This window comes from Marinobacter nitratireducens (assembly GCF_000708045.1).
In the GTDB taxonomy this organism is placed as follows: Bacteria; Pseudomonadota; Gammaproteobacteria; order Pseudomonadales; family Oleiphilaceae; genus Marinobacter; species Marinobacter nitratireducens.
The window spans coordinates 941646-956675 of record NZ_ANIE01000003.1 but is presented as its reverse complement, the minus strand read 5'-3'; the positions used below and the strand labels follow the sequence as shown (position 1 = coordinate 956675).

At 57.6% G+C, this 15030-nt stretch carries 15 protein-coding genes; 11 read left to right on the top strand and 4 right to left on the bottom strand.

Annotation, left to right across the window (positions count from 1 at the left end; all coding sequences use genetic code 11):
* Positions 1 to 152 precede the first annotated feature (152 nt).
* From smrA to D777_RS06230, 9 genes are all read left to right on the top strand, one after another.
* A complete protein-coding gene (gene smrA / locus D777_RS06270; protein ID WP_036129535.1) occupies positions 153 to 734 on the top strand; it encodes a DNA endonuclease SmrA in 582 nt (193 codons plus the stop codon).
* Positions 735 to 815: 81 nt separating this feature from the next.
* Positions 816 to 998, top strand: a complete 183-nt coding sequence (locus D777_RS06265; RefSeq protein WP_406564763.1) for a hypothetical protein — start codon at positions 816 to 818, stop codon at positions 996 to 998.
* A gap of 76 nt (positions 999 to 1074) precedes the next feature.
* The gene (locus D777_RS06260; protein WP_036129533.1) at positions 1075 to 1557 is read left to right on the top strand and encodes a (2Fe-2S)-binding protein; all 483 of its coding nucleotides are present in this window, start codon (positions 1075 to 1077) and stop codon (positions 1555 to 1557) included.
* Position 1558: 1 nt separating this feature from the next.
* Positions 1559 to 3763, top strand: coding sequence for a xanthine dehydrogenase family protein molybdopterin-binding subunit (locus tag D777_RS06255; RefSeq protein WP_036129532.1), 2205 nt, complete (start codon positions 1559 to 1561; stop codon positions 3761 to 3763).
* Complete coding sequence (locus D777_RS06250) at positions 3756 to 4763, top strand: XdhC family protein (protein WP_227501682.1); 1008 nt, start codon at positions 3756 to 3758, stop codon at positions 4761 to 4763. The genes D777_RS06255 and D777_RS06250 overlap by 8 nt, the downstream gene beginning before the upstream one ends.
* A gap of 49 nt (positions 4764 to 4812) precedes the next feature.
* Positions 4813 to 5439: a methylthioribulose 1-phosphate dehydratase gene (locus D777_RS06245; RefSeq protein WP_036129531.1), complete on the top strand. Its 627-nt coding sequence runs from the start codon at positions 4813 to 4815 to the stop codon at positions 5437 to 5439.
* Complete coding sequence (locus D777_RS06240; RefSeq protein ID WP_036129530.1) at positions 5436 to 5996, top strand: 1,2-dihydroxy-3-keto-5-methylthiopentene dioxygenase; 561 nt, start codon at positions 5436 to 5438, stop codon at positions 5994 to 5996. Before D777_RS06245 ends, D777_RS06240 begins: the two co-directional genes overlap by 4 nt.
* Positions 5993 to 6685, top strand: a complete 693-nt coding sequence (mtnC, locus tag D777_RS06235; protein ID WP_036129529.1) for an acireductone synthase — start codon at positions 5993 to 5995, stop codon at positions 6683 to 6685. Before D777_RS06240 ends, mtnC begins: the two co-directional genes overlap by 4 nt.
* A 27-nt stretch (positions 6686 to 6712) precedes the next feature.
* Positions 6713 to 7771 carry a DUF3080 domain-containing protein gene (locus D777_RS06230; RefSeq protein ID WP_036129528.1) on the top strand — a complete coding sequence of 353 codons (1059 nt, stop codon included), beginning with the start codon at positions 6713 to 6715 and terminating at the stop codon, positions 7769 to 7771.
* A 1-nt stretch (position 7772) separates the two neighbouring features.
* Here D777_RS06230 and D777_RS06225 read toward each other — a convergent pair whose 3' ends face one another.
* The 4 genes from D777_RS06225 to arsC are packed head-to-tail and all read right to left on the bottom strand — an operon-like array spanning position 7773 to position 10954.
* Positions 7773 to 9572 carry a GspE/PulE family protein gene (locus D777_RS06225; protein WP_051668959.1) on the bottom strand — a complete coding sequence of 600 codons (1800 nt, stop codon included), beginning with the start codon at positions 9570 to 9572 and terminating at the stop codon, positions 7773 to 7775.
* The gene (locus tag D777_RS06220; RefSeq protein ID WP_036129527.1) at positions 9569 to 9928 is read right to left on the bottom strand and encodes a DUF2069 domain-containing protein; all 360 of its coding nucleotides are present in this window, start codon (positions 9926 to 9928) and stop codon (positions 9569 to 9571) included. The genes D777_RS06225 and D777_RS06220 overlap by 4 nt, the downstream gene beginning before the upstream one ends.
* A 40-nt stretch (positions 9929 to 9968) precedes the next feature.
* Positions 9969 to 10574, bottom strand: coding sequence for an NAD(P)H:quinone oxidoreductase (gene wrbA, locus D777_RS06215; RefSeq protein WP_036129526.1), 606 nt, complete (start codon positions 10572 to 10574; stop codon positions 9969 to 9971).
* Positions 10575 to 10600: 26 nt separating this feature from the next.
* Positions 10601 to 10954 (bottom strand): arsenate reductase (glutaredoxin), encoded by a 354-nt coding sequence (gene arsC, locus D777_RS06210; protein ID WP_036129525.1) that lies wholly within the window; start codon positions 10952 to 10954, stop codon positions 10601 to 10603.
* A 67-nt stretch (positions 10955 to 11021) separates the two neighbouring features.
* On the opposite strand from arsC, the gene D777_RS06205 reads away from it, so the two are divergent.
* Together D777_RS06205 and dnaE are read left to right on the top strand one after the other, a co-directional pair.
* Positions 11022 to 11489, top strand: a complete 468-nt coding sequence (locus D777_RS06205) for a TlpA family protein disulfide reductase (protein ID WP_036129643.1) — start codon at positions 11022 to 11024, stop codon at positions 11487 to 11489.
* 43 nt (positions 11490 to 11532) lie between these two features.
* Complete coding sequence (gene dnaE, locus D777_RS06200) at positions 11533 to 15015, top strand: DNA polymerase III subunit alpha (protein WP_036129524.1); 3483 nt, start codon at positions 11533 to 11535, stop codon at positions 15013 to 15015.
* The last annotated feature ends 15 nt before the right edge of the window (positions 15016 to 15030 follow it).

The following is a 15030-nucleotide window of genomic DNA, read 5'->3' as shown; positions in this document are numbered from 1 at the left end:
ATCGTTATTATTGTGAGTTTGCAGTTTAGTTCAGAGTGCGGTCAGCAGGCCTTACGATTTTGGTCGCAGTCCAGGGCTCCGGATACTTCACTTTATGGCTGCGGGAGCGGGTGGTAAAGTTCCTGAATCTAAACGATAACTCGTGTGTCACTATGACGACTAAAGACGAGCGCTTGAGCTTTCTGGAAGAAATGAAAGACGTTAAGCGCATCAAGAAGCCAAACCGGGCGGAGGTTCAGGCGCCCAAAGAGTTGACTCCGGGCCACCTTGAGCGGCAGCGATCTGCGGTGGAAAAGGTGGTGAGAGATCGGAATCCGCTGACAGCCGACATGGTGGAGCCGTTGAAATCCCATGATGTCCTGAGTTGGCAGCGGCCCGGCGTTCAGCATGGCGTGTTCCGTAAGCTCAGGCTGGGACAGTACCCGATAGAGGCCAGGCTGGATCTGCACCGGATGACCGTTGAAGAGGCACGCCGAGAAGTGTTTTCTTTTATTGGGGACTGCGTTAGGTATGGCCTGCGGTCTGTGATCATCCTGCACGGGAAGGGCGAGCGTAATCCCGATGGTATTGCTCAGCTCAAGAGCTATGTCGCCAAGTGGTTGCCGGAACTGGATTCGGTTCTGGCGTTTCATTCGGCCCAGAAACACCATGGTGGTACCGGGGCGGTTTATGTCATGGTTCGAAAAAGTGAACGCGACAAGCAGAACAATCGTGAACGTCATGGTAGCCGCTAGAACCGAGTGAGCGGGCATTCAGCTTAATTCGAGATTAATACGCCGATGATTCGGCATTACGGAGGTGAATCTGTGAAGAAGATGATGGTTGTTGTGTTTTCCCTCGCGGCCCTTGCTGGTTGCAAAGATCGGGTGATCTGGAATGACAACGGCAAGTTGAATGAAGCAACTGAAAACCGTGAGGTCTGGGACTCCAACGGCAAGATGGAAACCGGGGAGCGTAAGATCTGGGTCAACAAGGACGGTCAGGAAGTCGTCAAGTAAAAACGGAATGCCAGCAGTAACTGACAACAATGATAAATAAATAGGCCTCCTGAAGGTCTATACGGGAGAGATCGGGATGGCAGTGAATCTGACTGTAAACGGCGAAAACCGCTCGATAGAGGTCGAGGGCGATACGCCGTTGCTGTGGGTGTTGAGAGACGAACTCGGGCTCAAGGGAACCAAGTTTGGTTGCGGAGCAGGATTGTGTGGCGCGTGTACAGTGCATCTCAACGGTGCACCGATTCGCTCCTGCTCGACACCATTGGAATTGGCCGCTGGCGGTGAGATCACCACCATCGAGGGGCTGGGGGAGCCCGGAAAGCTCCACCCACTCCAACAGGCCTGGGTAGAGCATGGCGTGCCACAGTGTGGTTATTGTCAGTCTGGTCAGATCATGAGTGCTGCCCATCTTCTGAAGACCAATCCTTCTCCGACTCGTGACGAAATCGTCGCGGCGATGACCGGCAACATCTGCCGTTGTGGGACCTACTCTCGCATCGTTGCTGCGGTTGAATCCGTGGTGGGTATCGTGGAGCCGGCACGACAGGAGGGCGCGTAATATGACGATGAACCGACGCGACTTTCTGAAGGTTGGTGCCGGAACCTCCGGAAGCCTCCTGATCTCTTTGTCTTTGCCCGGTTGCGCGGGTGTCCAGACTGGCTTTAAACCGGAGTCCGGGACATGGAAGGCGGATGCCTGGCTGGAACTGACCAAGTCTGGTGACATCTGGTTCACCCTTGATCGGGTGGAAATGGGGCAGGGTACGTACACTGGCCTGACCACCCTGATTGCGGAAGAGCTGGAGGTTGCACCGGAAGCCATCTCCGTCCGGTTTGCCCCAGTGGCTCCAGAATACCGGAATCCGTTATTCAAGCTTCAGCTTACCGGTGGCAGCACCAGTGTTGCCACCGCCTGGGAGCCACTGCGGACAGCGGGTGCGTCCGCGCGCCAGTTGCTGATCATGGCCGCCGCTCGGGTCTGGAACGTGGATGCTTCCGAGTGTTCTGCGACAGACGGTCGGGTGGTCCATGCCAACGGGATTGACTCCCTGCCGTACGCCAAGCTCGTCGAATTGGCCTCACGGGAAGTTCTTCGTGGGGATGTGGGGCTCAAACCCCGGAGCGAGTGGAAGTTGATCGGCAAGGCGAACAAGCGCCTGGATGCGATTGCCAAATCTACTGGTACTGCGGAATACGGAATCGACGTCGAATTGCCTGGCATGGTTTACGCGGTGATTGCCAGAGCCCCCAGATATGGTGCCCGGGTCAGCGGTTTTAATGCGGACGAGGTCCTGGCCATGGCCGGGGTGGTCGATGTTTTCGAGATAGAACGTGGCGTTGCGGTTGTCGCGGACAAGTATTGGCGTGCGCGCAAGGCTCAGGCGGCATTGAAAGTCGACTGGGATGAAAGTGAGGCGTTGTCCCTGTCAACCGCTGACGTCTTTACCGGGTATCGAGAGGCGGCGGATGACGATACCGGAGAGTCGGAGCGCAGCGAAGGGGATTTCGATGATGCTCTGGAGAGCGCGAGCCGCGTGGTGGAAGCGGAATACGAGCAACCCTACCTCGCCCACGCAACCATGGAACCGATGAATGCTACCGTCTGGTATCGCGGTGATCATGCGGAAGTCTGGGCACCGACCCAGGGGCCGGATCTGGGTCGAATTGCGGTTGCCAGGCACACAGACCTGTCCCCCGATGATGTGACGGTGCACACCACCTTCCTGGGCGGAGGGTTTGGTCGTCGCTTGGTTCAGGATTACATAGAGGAAGCGGCGGCCGTCGCCTATCGTGTCGAAAAACCGGTCAAGCTGGTCTGGTCCCGCGAAGAAGACACCCAGCATGATCTGTACCGGCCGGCTATGCTGCACAGAATGAAAGCTACCGTTGAGGATGGGAATCTCACCGGGTGGCACCATCAGATTGTTGGGCCGCAGATCCTTGACTGGTACGTTCGCAATGCGGCACCTGCCCAGTACCCTTGGGCTCCGAAATTTATGTATGGGACCCTCGGCAAAGTGGGGGTCATGGCCGAAGGTCTGGCAACGCCGAAAGACGTGTCCGCCATTGAAGGGGCCATCGGCTATCCGTATCAGGTAGGCAATATTGATATTCGCCATACCCACACAGATCCTGGCGTACCGATTACCTGGTGGCGGTCAGTCGGTTATTCCCATAACGGGTTTGCCGTTGAGACCTTTATGGATGAGCTTGCCCACGAGGCGGGGCAGGATCCCTATCAGTTCCGCCGCAACCTGCTTGCCAACGAACCACGTCATCGGGAAGTGCTGGATCGGGCTGCCCGCTTGGCCAAGTGGGGAGAGCCTCTGGCAGAAGGCCGGGCACGGGGTATTGCACTCTTCCGGAGCTTCGGGACTTACGTTGCCCAGGTCGTTGAAGCCGGCATCGAGGGGGGCTCGATACGCGTCTACAAGGTGTTTGCGGCGGTTGACTGTGGCCAGGTGGTAAACCCGCAGATTGTCCGGGATCAGATAGAGGGTGGTGCCCTCTTCGGCCTTACGGCCGCACTGTATGGCAAGATCGACTTCGTCGATGGTGTCGTCCAGCAGAGCAATTTCCATGATTACCAGATGCTGCGTCAGTATGAGCGGCCAGAGGTAGTCGTTGATATCATTGAAAGCGACGAGGCGCCCACCGGTGTTGGAGAGCCGGGTGTGCCGCCAGTGATTCCGGCGCTTGGCAACGCTCTGTTCGCTCTGACCGGGAAACGCCAGCGCGTGCTGCCGTTGAACGCCAATGCCTGAAGAGCGATCGAACTCCGAAGGTGATCAGCGACCGCCCATGGGGCGGGAGTCGATCATCAGGGATGTTCGAAACTGGTTGGGGCAGGGTCAACGGGTCTGGCTCTGCACCATTGTCGATACCTGGGGATCGTCACCCCGCCCGGTCGGCTCGTGGCTGGCTGTAAGCGAGAGTGGGCAGTGGAGTGGTTCCGTCTCTGGGGGCTGCCTGGAAGAAAACCTTTTTCGTCGCGCGGTGTCTGAGGAACTGGAACACCCAACGGTGGTGGATTACGGGATCACCGATGAAGATCGTGACCACTTCCAGTTGCCTTGTGGAGGAAGTATTCGCCTGCTGATCGAGCCCCTTGAGCCTGAGCAGGCGTATCACCAGATGAATGATCTGGTTTCCGCCCTGGCAGAGCGTCGGGCCGTCGTGCGTCGCGTGACACTGGAGGGGCAAACCAGGCTGTTATCTGCAGATTCCGGACAGGGCAGTGCTGTCCGTTTTGATGGTGAGATCCTGGTACACCGCCTGCAACCGGAATGCCGGCTGCTTCTGATCGGGGCTGGGGACGTTGCTCGATACGTGGCGGAGTTTGCGTCGGCTGCGGAGTTCGAGGTAACTCTCTGCGAACCCCGGGCGGCGTTTGCCGATGGCTGGGGCTACAGCCATATACCGGTGCGACGTCAGTTGCCCGATGATCTGATTGTCTCTGATTTCAATGATGCCTGGTCGGGTGTGCTGGCGCTGGCCCACGACCCCCGCATTGATGATATGGGATTGCTGGCGGCATTGAACTCTTCCGCGTTTTACATTGGGGCCATGGGGTCCCGGAAAACCTCGGAGGTCCGGCGCGAGCGGCTTCTGTCTCTTGGGCTGGATGAGCACTCTCTGGATAGGCTGCGAGCCCCGATAGGCGTCGATATTCCGAGCAAGACCCCCGCTGAAATTGCGATCTCCATTGTGGCGGACTTGATCGCCGCACGACACCATTTGCGGTCGACTTCGCCATCTCTATAATGGCGTCGTAAGAGCGCTGTGAAAGCGTGCAATCCCTGGGAGAAAGCCCGTGTTTGATGTCACCCGATATGCTGCCGCAGCCGATACCATTATCGCCGCTGGCCGTTTTCTCTATGGTCAGGGCTGGTCTCCGGCGACCAGTAGCAACTACTCAGCGCGCATTGATGAACACCACGTTGCCATCACAGTGTCCGGGCGCCACAAGGGCGAACTCGGTGCCGGTGATGTCATGGTGGTTGATCTCGAGGGGCGGCCTGTCCAGAGCGAGTGTAAATCCTCGGCAGAAACCCTGTTGCATACCGTCCTCTATGACATCTTTCCGGATGTTGGCGCCGTCTTGCATACCCATTCCGTAAATGCGACTGTCCTCAGCCGGCTTTTGCCCCCGGGAACGCCTTTGAAGCTGGAAGGCTACGAATTGCAGAAGGCCTTTAGCGGTGTGCAGAGTCATGAATCGGTGCTGGAAATTCCCGTGTTCGATAATACCCAGGACATCACGGCCCTGGCAGAACAGACCAAGGCCTGGTTTGCTGATCACCCGGAGCAGCCCGGTTACCTCATAAGAGGGCACGGCCTCTATACCTGGGGCAAGACCATGGCCGATTGTCTGCGCCATGTTGAAGCCTTTGAATTCCTGCTTGAATGTGAACTTGAAACCATGAGGGTCCGCCCATGACTACCTTGAGTGTTTTTCACCAGGATCAGCCTGAGAAAGCTCATACCGTTACCTCGGATGCGTCTGAAATCCGTGACATGATGGCCGAGCACGGGGTTCGGTTTGAACGCTGGGATACCCGCGATCTGCCTGCCGATGCCTCCCAGGAGGAAATACTGGAGGCATACAGCGATGAAGTCGCGAGCCTCAAGCAGGAGTGCGGGTTTCAGACGGCCGATGTCGTCAGTCTGCAAGCGGACAACCCTCAGAAAGCAGCATTTCGTCAGAAATTCCTGGATGAACATACCCACAGCGAGGATGAGGTTCGCTTCTTCGTTCGCGGCAATGGCCTGTTTTATCTTCATTTCGGGGATCAGGTGTATGCGCTTCTGTGTGAGAAGAGTGATTTGATCAGCGTCCCGGATGGCACTCGCCACTGGTTCGACATGGGCCCGGAACCGGAGTTCACCTGTATTCGCCTGTTTACCAATACCGAAGGCTGGGTCGCCGAGTTTACGGGCGAAGATATTGCCTCTCGTCTGCCGCGATATGAGGTTCTGGCAGGAGCGGCTGGATGATCAGGGTTATCCTGACCGATATCGAAGGCACAACCAGTTCGATCTCGTTTGTGCATGATGTGCTTTTTCCCTACGCGAGTGAGCATCTGCCAGGTTATGTGCGGGACCAGCACGAGACGAACCCGGCTGTCGCGGAGCAACTTGCAGCAGTGGCTGAGCGCTCCGGAGTCAGCCGTGATGATATTGAGGGGCTCGTTGAGGTTCTGCAAACCTGGATCAGGGAAGACAGAAAGGAAACGCCCCTCAAGGCACTCCAGGGGATGGTCTGGGAGCAGGGCTATCATCAGGGGGAATTGAAGGGCCACATTTATGACGATGCGGCGGACTATCTTCAGCGCTGGCATGATCGGGGACTACGCCTGTTTGTGTATTCATCGGGCTCCGTGAAGGCCCAGCAACTGATATTCGGTCACACCACCGTTGGCGATTTTACCCCCTGTTTTTCCGGTTACTTTGATACCCGCATTGGCGGTAAGAAAGAAGCGGATTCCTATCGTAATATTCTTGGGGAGTTGGGCGTGGAAGCCAGTACTGTGCTTTTCCTTTCCGATGTCGAGGCCGAGCTGGCAGCCGCTGAAGAGGCGGGAATGCGGACGGCTTGGCTGGTGCGGGACGGCGATGCTCCGGAGACTTCCCGTTTCGTAGCGCAGGATTTTTCGGAGGTGGACCAGCTCCTGAAAACGCGCTAGCCCCATGCATTGACCAGTGAGGTGACTATGCCCGGAAAACAGCTTCTCCGGTTGGCGGCCCAGGCACTACTCCTTGTTGCACTCACTGGCTGTAATCCCTTCTCTGATGCCCGCTCCATGATGGATGAATACGTGGAGCGGGTCGCCCGGGTTCTGGAATCCGAGCCACAGTTTTCCCCGATTGAATCCCCTTCATTGCTCCCGAGACGACGGGAACGCGCCCTTGAGATGCCCGAGCTGGAGTTGGGAATGCTGGATTTCTTGTCCCTCTATGGTTGTGAATTACAGGTTGTGGTTGGCGAGAAAAATTCGGTTCTGGGGAGGGTGATGCAACCGCTTAACCGGTTGCGTTATGAAGTGCGTTTTATTCGGGCTGCCAGGGAGTGTCTGCCGGAGACAGAGGATGAAGACCTGGTTGAGGTGCTCGAGCAGGCGATTGAAAGCAAGCGGGAATCGCTGCCCATTGCGGTCTGGAATGCGACCTGGGGTGGGCAGGAAATCGAGCCCCTGTTTTCACTCTCAAAGGGTCAATACCCGGTCGCGTCTGAAGGTAATCCGGTGTCCGATCTCGCGCTTGATGCCCGCCAACTGAACCAGGCCGTGGCCCAGGTACTGGCGGGCCAACTTGAGGTCAATCTGGATTTCGCCGGACCCGTCCAGCAGCGATGGCAGGCCGAGCACCGCGCGGGTCAGCTCATCAACAGTGCAGTACTTCTGAGTGCCCGGCTTGATGACGCCTCGGCTCTGATCCAGCAGCGATTGGAAGGTCGCCCTCTATGCCTGAATGGTAAATCGAACAATCAATCCGATATTGTCCAGAACATGTTTTTCAGCATCTATATCGGGAAAGTGCAGCCGTACCTCAGCGACGTACGCCGGGCCAGGCAGGTGCTGATCGAGCCCCTGGCAGACCTGGCGCAGCAACAGCTGGCGATTATGCCGGAGGGGTTCAAGGCATGGTACCGGCGTTATCTGGCCGCTGCGGCGGATGAGAGCATTTGGCGCCAACTGGATGCGTCGATCATGCGTCATACCCGGCGCTGGCAGGACCTTCTGGAGCAGTGCGGCTTGCGCCCCGGGGCGTGAGTCAGCGCTGGCTCTCGGGAGTCACCCTCAGAATTTCCTCGACCGTTGTCAGGCCGGCTGCGACTTTCTGCGCCCCGCTCAGGCGCAGGGATTTCATGCCTTCCTTGTAGGCGTCCAGTCTGAGCTGCTCCAGCTCACAGCGCTCCGTGATCTGTCGAACCAGGTTGCCCGACAGCGGCATGATTTCATAGACACCCGCACGCCCCATGTAGCCGGTATTGCGGCATTCGAGACACCCGACCGGATGATAGAACTGCCTGGGTGTGGGGGCTTTCCAGGGGCGGGTCAATGTCTGCCACGCCTGTTCGTCGGAAGGCCCCGGGGCCTTGCAGTGAGAGCATAGAGTACGTGCCAGACGCTGAGCCATCACGCCGAGAACGGTCGCACGGATCAGGTAGGGCGGTATGCCCAATTCCAGCAGCCGCGTAATCGCACTGGGTGCATCGTTGGTATGGAGGGTCGACAGTACGAGGTGCCCTGTCAGCGCCGCCTGAACAGCCATTTCGGCGGTTTCAAGATCCCGAATCTCACCAATCATAATGATGTCCGGGTCCTGGCGCAGGAGCGCCCGAACGCCTGCGGCAAAGGTCAGATCAATATTGGCCTGAACCTGCATCTGGTTGAATGCCGGCTCCACCATTTCGATGGGATCTTCGATGGTGCACACGTTCAGCTCGGGTGACGCGATCTGCTTAAGTGTGGAGTAGAGCGTCGTGGTTTTGCCGGATCCGGTCGGGCCGGTTACCAGAACAATGCCATAGGGACGGGTTGTTATGTCGTGCCAGCGTTGCTGATCCTCCTTGCTGAATCCAAGCTGTTCGTAGCTTTTAAGCAGCACATCGGGATCGAAGATACGCATCACCATTTTTTCGCCAAAGGCCGTCGGCATGGTGGCCAGCCGCAATTCCACTTCGTTGTTATCGGGTTTGCGGGTCTTGATTCGGCCATCCTGCGGCCGGCGCTTTTCCGCGACGTTCAGGCGGCCCAGAATCTTGAGGCGACTGGTGACTGCGATGCCGACATGTTCCGGAAACTCATATACGTTGTGCAGCACACCGTCGATGCGGAAGCGCACCTGGGTGACGCCGCGCCTCGGTTCGATGTGGATGTCCGAGGCTCGCTGATCGAAAGCGTATTGCAGAAGCCAGTCAACGATCCGGACAACGTGTTGATCATTGGCATCGGGATTTTCATTGGAGCCCAGGTCCAGCAACTGTTCGAAATTCTGCGAGCCGGCAGAGCCGCCAGGGGTTTGCTGGCCGCCGGCCTTACTAACGGAGTTGGCCAACTGGTAGAACTCAACGGTGTAGCGCCGTATGTCCTCGGGGTTCGCCACGACTCGCCGAATGTCTTTGCGCACGGCCTGGCCCAGATTGCCTTCCCAGTCGCTTTTGAAGGGCTCGGCACTGGCAATGACCACCTCATGGGCACCTATGTCCACCGCGAGAATACCGTGGCGTTGTGCAAAGGCGTAGGACATGACCTGAGCAATCGCCGGGGTATCAATTTTCAGGGGATCGATGTGGTAGTACGGCTGATCAGCCCATCCGGCAAGCCATTTGGTTAACGTGTCGAGATCGAGCGTTCGACCGGAAGACCTGCTGGTCAGGCCCGCTATGGCAACCAATTCAAGTGGATGGCGTTTTGCGCCCTGGCTGCCTCCTGACACTGAGCCCAGGTTGGCGCTCAGGACGCGCTCTGCGTCGTCCTGGGTGATTTCGCCACTGCTGACCAGCGCGGTACAAAGGTCTCTGAGCGATAACGGGCCCTGGGGAGGAACAGGCGGCAGCGCTTCGTTCATTCAGCCACCGGACGGTTCACTTTGAGGTGAATCATGGCAATGACAAACAGCGCAAGCGTTAGCACCGTGAGAATAACGGGGCCAGGCGCTCCTTCACTCAGCCAGGCTGAGACCACAGCTTGGGTAAAGTAGAAAATCACCACAAAGGCCAACCAGATATATCCTTTATTGTGGCCACGAAAGACAGGAATCGCGAAGGCCAGCAGTGGCAGAAGCTTCACCGATAGCATCAGCGGAACCGAGACGCCCTCAACGGGAGCCGGTAAGAAAGTGGTCAGTAATAGCGTGACCAGAACAGCGAGATAGACAATGGAGGTCAGCAGAGCTGTCGTTTTCGCTTTGGGATTGTGCAGCATGGTGCGATATCCAGAATGCATGGAGTTGGGTGGCGGTGTTTTAGCTGGCAAGCTTAAGCGCGATGGTTGCCAGGCGTTCACCGAATGCCTGGCAGAGAGCCTTTTCATCGGAACTCAGTGCCAGTTGTTCTTCAGTGCCTGCCCAGTGACTCGGGCCGTAAGGCGTTCCGCCGGTTTCGGTCTTTGACAGAGCGCTTTCCGAATAAGGCAGGCCGCATAGCACCATGCCATGGTGAAGCAGTGGCATCATCATGGTCACGAGCGTGGTTTCCTGCCCTCCATGAAGGCTCCCGGTAGAGGTGAAGGCTCCAGCCGGCCTGCCCGCCAAAGTGCCTGCGAGCCAGATATCACCGGTGGTATCGAGAAAATGTTTCAGCGGTGCTGCCATATTACCGAACCGGGTAGGGCTGCCCAGAGCCAGGCCCGAGCAACCGGACAGGTCCTCCTTGGTAGCATAGGGAGCGCCGGCGTCGGGCACCGGCGGAAGCGTCTCTCGGGTCTCAGGTGCCACCGGCGGCACACTGCGAATACGGGCATCAATACCGGTAACCCGACTCACGCCCCGACCGATCTGGGCCGCCATTTCGGCGGTCTGACCGGTGCGACTGTAATAGAGCACGAGAATGTAGGGGGATTGATCCGCCATGGCCTGAGTTCCTTGTGTCATCGAGTTCAGAGGATTGAAAGCACATTTTCTGGCGGTCGTCCTACCGCTGCCTTGCCATTGGCGAGTACAATGGGCCGCTCGATCAGTTTGGGTGTCTCGACCATGGCAGCAATGAGCTGCTCACGGCTCAGGTCAGGATTGTCGAGCCCCTGCTCCTTGTATTCGCTTTCCTTGACCCGCATCAGGTCTCGCGGCTCACAGTCAAGCTGTTGCAGAATGTCTGACAGTTCCTGGGCCGATGGCGGTGTTTCCAGATAGCGTACGATTTCAGGTTCAATGCCTTGTTCTTTAAGCAGTTCAAGGGTTTGACGGGATTTTGAACAGCGTGGGTTGTGGAAAATCCGGGTTGGTTCTGTCATCTTCGTGCCTGATTATCTGAATGGATACAGCAGTTTTGTGGACAGTAGTCTAACAGGAGGTTTTCCCGTGCAGTACCCTGCATTCCGGAGGTTTTCCGGAGGTATGCTGCGACTTGGTCTGGTAGTCACCATGCTGCTGACCGCCGCGTGTGAAAGGATTGAGCTTGAGCGGGCGGATGCGCCTGCTATTGGATGGGACAAGTTCAGAGGGCAATGGGTCCTGGTGAATTACTGGGCTGAATGGTGCAAGCCTTGCCTTGAGGAAATTCCGGATCTGAATGAGCTGGACAAAGCGCCGGACATTGCGGTTCTTGGCGTTAATTTTGACGGTGTTGAGGGAAAGGCCCTGGCGGCTCTTGGAGAGAAGATGGGTATTGGTTATACCTTGCTGAACAAGGACCCCGGGCCAGCGTTCGGTTGGCAGATGCCGGTTGGACTTCCTGCCACGTTTATTGTTAATCCCGAGGGCGAATTGGTGGAGACCCGGTTCGGCCCTCAGACAGAATCGGACATCCGGGCCCTGATTGGCGGTTAAGTGCCAGCCCTGAATATTCTAGTAGCAGGAATCACCTGACGTTATGCCACAGACTTTTGTACACCTCCGGGTTCATTCTGAATACTCCATGGTGGATGGCCTGGTCCGGGTCAAACCGTTGATCGGTCGTGTTGCCGAGCTGGGAATGCCCGCCGTGGGACTGACAGAGCAATCCAACATGTGCTCGCTGGTCCGTTTTTACAAAGCGGCCACCGGCGCCGGAGTGAAGCCCATTATCGGCGCAGATCTGTGGCTGGAGAATCCGGATGAACCAGAAAATCCTTTCCGCCTGACGCTGCTTGCCCGAAATGGTGACGGTTACCTCAACCTCACCGAAGTTATCTCCCTGGGTTTTACCGAGGGACAGCGTTTTGGCAAGCCGATTATCCGGCGTGAGTGGCTGGAAGCACGGCCGGACGGTCTGATCGCCCTGTCCGGTGCCAAACTGGGCGATGTCGGCAAGGCGCTGCTGGCGGGGAAACCCGAACTGGCCCGGGAGCGAGCGGAATACTGGAAAAACCTCTATCCGGACAGCTACTACCTCGAGCTTCAGCGTACGGGGCGTGCCGGGGACGAGGATTGTCTGCACATGAGTGTGGAGCTTGCCGGCGAGCTTGGTTTGCCGGTGGTCGCGACAAACGACGTGCACTTTTTGACGGCAGACGACTTCGAAGCCCATGAGGCCCGGGTCTGCATTGGTGAAAGCCGAACGCTAGATGATCCCCGTCGTGACCGGCGCTTCAGCGATCAGCAGTACCTCCGCAGTGCCGATGAGATGATCGAGCTTTTCTCGGACATCCCGGAGGCGGTCGAGAATACGGTTGAGATTGCCCGTCGTTGCTCTGTGAAAGTCAGGATGGGTGAGTACTTCCTGCCGGATTATCCGATCCCGGAAGGCATGACCATGGACGAGTATTTCCGTCATGCCTCCGAGGAGGGGTTGGAAGAGCGCCTCAAGACGATTCTGAGCAAGGATGATCCGGAGTACGACAAGAAGCGGGAGGCCTATTACAAGCGCCTGAATTTTGAGCTGGATATTATCATCCAGATGGGGTTCCCGGGATACTTCCTGATCGTTATGGACTTCATCAAGTGGGCCAAGAACAACGGCGTGCCGGTAGGGCCGGGCCGGGGTTCTGGTGCCGGCTCGCTGGTCGCTTATGTGCTACTGATCACGGACCTGGATCCGCTGGAATACGATTTGCTTTTCGAGCGATTCCTCAACCCGGAACGGGTATCCATGCCTGACTTCGACGTCGACTTCTGCATGGAAGGACGGGATCGCGTGATCGACTATACCGCGCGCAAATACGGGCGCGAGGCGGTATCCCAGATCATCACTTTCGGTACCATGGCGGCCAAGGCGGTAGTGCGGGACGTTGCCCGGGTTCAGGGTAAGTCCTACGGTCTGGCGGACAAGCTGTCCAAGCTGATCCCGTTTGAGCCGGGCATGACCCTGGACAGGGCCATTGAAGAGGAACCCCAGCTCAAGGACTTCCTGGAGCAGGATGAGGAAGCCCAGGAAATCTGGGAGATGGCGCTCAAGCTGGAAGGGGTGTGCCGGAATGCCGGTAAACACGCCGGTGGTGTCGTTATTGCCCCGACCAAGATTACCGACTTTTCGCCGCTTTACTGTGATGACGAAGGTGGAAGCCTGGTCACCCAGTTTGACAAGGGCGACGTGGAAGACGCCGGGTTGGTCAAATTCGACTTCCTCGGTCTGCGGACCCTGACCATCATCAAGTGGGCCCTGAACATGATTAACCCGCGCAGGGAGAAGCGCGGGGAGGGTGAACTGGACATCGCAACCATTCCGTTGGACGACAAACCCTCGTTCGACATGCTCAAAAAGGCCGAGACCACCGCGGTGTTCCAGCTGGAATCCCGGGGTATGAAGGATTTGATCCGACGCCTGCAGCCGGACTCTCTTGAAGATATGATCGCCCTGGTGGCCCTGTTCCGGCCCGGGCCTCTTCAGTCGGGCATGGTGGACGACTTTATCGACCGGAAGCATGGTCGCCAGCCGATGTCGTACCCGCATCCGGATTACCAGTACGCAGGACTGCAGCCCGTTCTGGAGCCCACTTACGGGGTTATCCTCTACCAGGAGCAGGTCATGCAGATCGCCCAGGTTATGGCGGGCTACACCCTGGGCGGTGCAGACATGCTGCGACGGGCCATGGGTAAGAAAAAACCCGAGGAAATGGCCAAGCAGAAAGCTGTCTTCCTGGAAGGGTGTGAGAACAATGGCATTGATAAGACACTGGCCGAAAACATTTTCGACCTGGTGGAAAAGTTTGCCGGCTATGGCTTCAACAAATCCCACTCTGCGGCATACGCCCTGGTTTCCTACCAGACGCTCTGGCTGAAAGCCCATTACCCGGCCGAATTCATGGCTGCGGTACTCACCGCCGATATGCAGAACACCGACAAGGTGGTGACGCTGGTGGAAGAATGCCGGAACATGAAGCTGGACCTTCTGGTGCCAGACGTGAGCCGCTCGGCCTATACCTTCACCGTTAACGACGATGGCCAGATTGTTTACGGTCTCGGCGCCATCAAGGGGTTGGGTGAAGGACCGATCGAAAGCATCGTTGAAGCGGCCCAGGACGGCCCGTTCCAGGACATTTTCGATTTCTGCCGTCGCGTCGACCTGAAAAAAGTGAACAAGCGTGCCATGGAAGCCCTGATCCGGGCCGGTGCGATGGACAAGCTCGGTGCCGGACGTGCGCAACTGATGGCCAGTATCGACAAAGCGGTTCAGCAAGCGGATCAACAATCCCGTAACGATGCGGCCGGTATGATGGACATGTTCGGGGAAATGCTCGAAAGCGGCGGTGAGGGCGAAGACCCATACGCCGATGTGGCGGGTGTTCGGGAGTGGCCGGAAAAAGAACGCCTCAAGGGGGAGAAGGACACTCTGGGCCTCTACCTGACCGGCCACCCGTTCGATGAATACGAGAAAGAGGTGCGTCGGTTTGTCCGTTCATCCATCGTGGACCTCAAACCCAACAAGTCCCCCCAGCGGGTTGCGGGGCTGGTCGTGGCCCAGCGCACCATGAAGACCAAGACCGGCTCCACCATGTGCTTTATAACGCTGGACGACCGCAGCGGCCGTATCGAGGCCACTCTGTTCTCTGAGGCATTTTTTGAGAACCGGGAGCTGTTGCAGTCGGACCAGGTCATTGTGGTTGAGGGGCAGGTTAGCCATGACGATTACTCCGGGCAGATGAAAATGCGCGTGAGTTCGGTGATGGACGTTGCAACGGCGCGTCAGCAGTTCAGCCGAGGGTTGCAACTGAATCTGCATGCGGATCAGTTGCAGAACGGCCTTCTGGACAAGCTGGATCATACGCTCAGGCCTTTCCGCTGTGACGGGAGTCCGGTCTGGATTGAGTACAGCAGTCCGGAGGCAAAGACCCGGATCGAGCTCGGTGAATCCTGGCGAGTTCAGCCCGACGACAATTTGCTCCTGGAGCTTCGGTACCTGGTGGGCGACCAGTGCGTAGAACTGGTCTATGATTGAGGTAGCCGGGCAAGG